The organism is Vibrio sp. 1069, assembly GCF_033340555.1.
Genome location: NZ_JAWOWP010000697.1, coordinates 1 through 577 on the forward strand (window position 1 = coordinate 1; position 577 = coordinate 577).

At 45.8% G+C, this 577-nt stretch carries 1 protein-coding gene; it reads left to right on the forward strand.

Annotation, left to right across the window (positions count from 1 at the left end; translation table 11 throughout):
• The coding region (locus R7040_RS28540; RefSeq protein ID WP_318097899.1) for a phosphate ABC transporter substrate-binding protein at window positions 1-577 on the forward strand (577 nt) is incomplete at both ends.

Here is a 577-nt window from a genome sequence, read left to right on the forward strand (position 1 = left end):
TTGCTCGCGTGATGGACGTACTCGCCGAAGAATACAATAAGACACATCCAGATAATTACATCGCTGTACAGGGCATTGGTTCTAGTGCGGGGATCACCATGGTGAACAAAGGTGTCGTGAAACTTGGTATGAGCTCTCGCTATCTGACAGAAAGCGAAAAAGGCGAAGACTTGAATGTGTTTCCAATTGCTTACGATGGCCTTGCCGTTGTTGTGAACCGTACAAACTCTGTGACTAACCTTTCAGCACAACAACTGTTTGACATCTACAAAGGCGAAATCAAAAACTGGAAAGAAGTCGGCGGCGCGGATCAACCGATAGCAGTTGTCACACGAGAAGCATCTTCTGGCTCGCGCTACAGCTTTGAAAGTTTGTTGGGTCTCACCAAAATCATTAACGACCGTCTGGTTTCTGATATCAGCCCAAACAACTTAGTTGTAAATAGCAACAGCATGGTTAAAACCATTGTGAACCACAACACACGCGCGATTGGTTTTATTTCGGTGGGGTCTGTAGACCTTTCTGTGAAGGCGATTCAGTTTAACGGGATTGAACCAACAGCAGCGAACATCGCAAA